Below are 1,026 nucleotides of genomic sequence, written 5' to 3'. Positions count from 1 at the left end.
TCTCCGGCGAGGAACCCGGGTCCCGCACATTCAATGCCGTAACCGCCCAACAAGACTGGGTCATCAACCTGGACGCCGCCTTCGTCGCCCAGCACATCGAACCGAACCGCGGCGGCAAGATCACCGTCCGCTACCAGCTCTGGCGCCATGCCACAAATGAGACCAGCCTCTCGAATCCATTGGTGTTCACCGTGGGCGTCGCGCTGGAACTGCTTGCCCCCTCGATCAAGGAAAACAACGGCGACAGCGCACTCAATCCGCTGCTGGTCAGGGACACCCTGACCATCGTGGTGCCGGACAACAGCGCGTTGCTGCCAAACCATGCAATCAGCGTCACCTGGACTGGCGCTGACGGCACGCCGGCCGGCGGGTCGCACACCTCAGTGCCGCGCGCGGTAAGCGAAGGGCTTGAGTTTGCGATCCCCAACAGCGTGGTGGCGTTCAATCTGGGTAAGCAGGTAAAAATCTCCTACGTCGTCATCATTGATGGTCATCCAACACCGTCCCGGGTATTTGACCTGACGGTGCAAGCAATGCCGCAGAGCGCGCTGGCCAGCCCCACCATCGAGCAGGCCGACAACGACGGCGCCGGCCCGGAACTGCATACCGGCAACCTGACCCAAGCTTCCGTACGCATGGGTGACTGGCCGCTGATCGCCCTCGGCCAGTACGTCTGGTTGCGCTTGCACGGGACCAATGCCGACGGCAGCGCCTACCTGCGCGAGATCTGGAGCGCGCCGACGGCCGGCACCACCCCCGACTGGATTGCTGACCGGTTCTTCACTGCTCCGCTTCCAGCCGATGAGCTCAAAGCTCTGCAGGATGGCAGCGATCTGGAATTGGCGTTCAAAGCGGCGCTTGGTCAGAGCACGGTGGAGAGTGAGGCGGTGGCGTTTCCAGTGCGCACTTATACGATCAAAGCGATTGAGGATGTGCGGCCAGAAATTACCGGATCGAAAGACTCCAAAGGGAATGAGATTCTCCCGGGCGCCACGACCGTTGACACTTCGATCAAGCTTGAAGGGA

1 pseudogene is annotated in these 1,026 nt (G+C 61.7%); it reads left to right on the top strand.

Features of this window, described 5'->3' with window-relative positions:
* Positions 1–1,026 (top strand): annotated as a pseudogene (locus J1G18_RS27835) (hypothetical protein); the annotation flags it as partial.

This window comes from Pseudomonas sp. MIS38 (genome assembly GCF_019891575.1).
Classification (GTDB): Bacteria; Pseudomonadota; Gammaproteobacteria; order Pseudomonadales; family Pseudomonadaceae; genus Aquipseudomonas; species Aquipseudomonas putida_A.
This window is presented reverse-complemented; position numbering and strand designations above follow the sequence as displayed.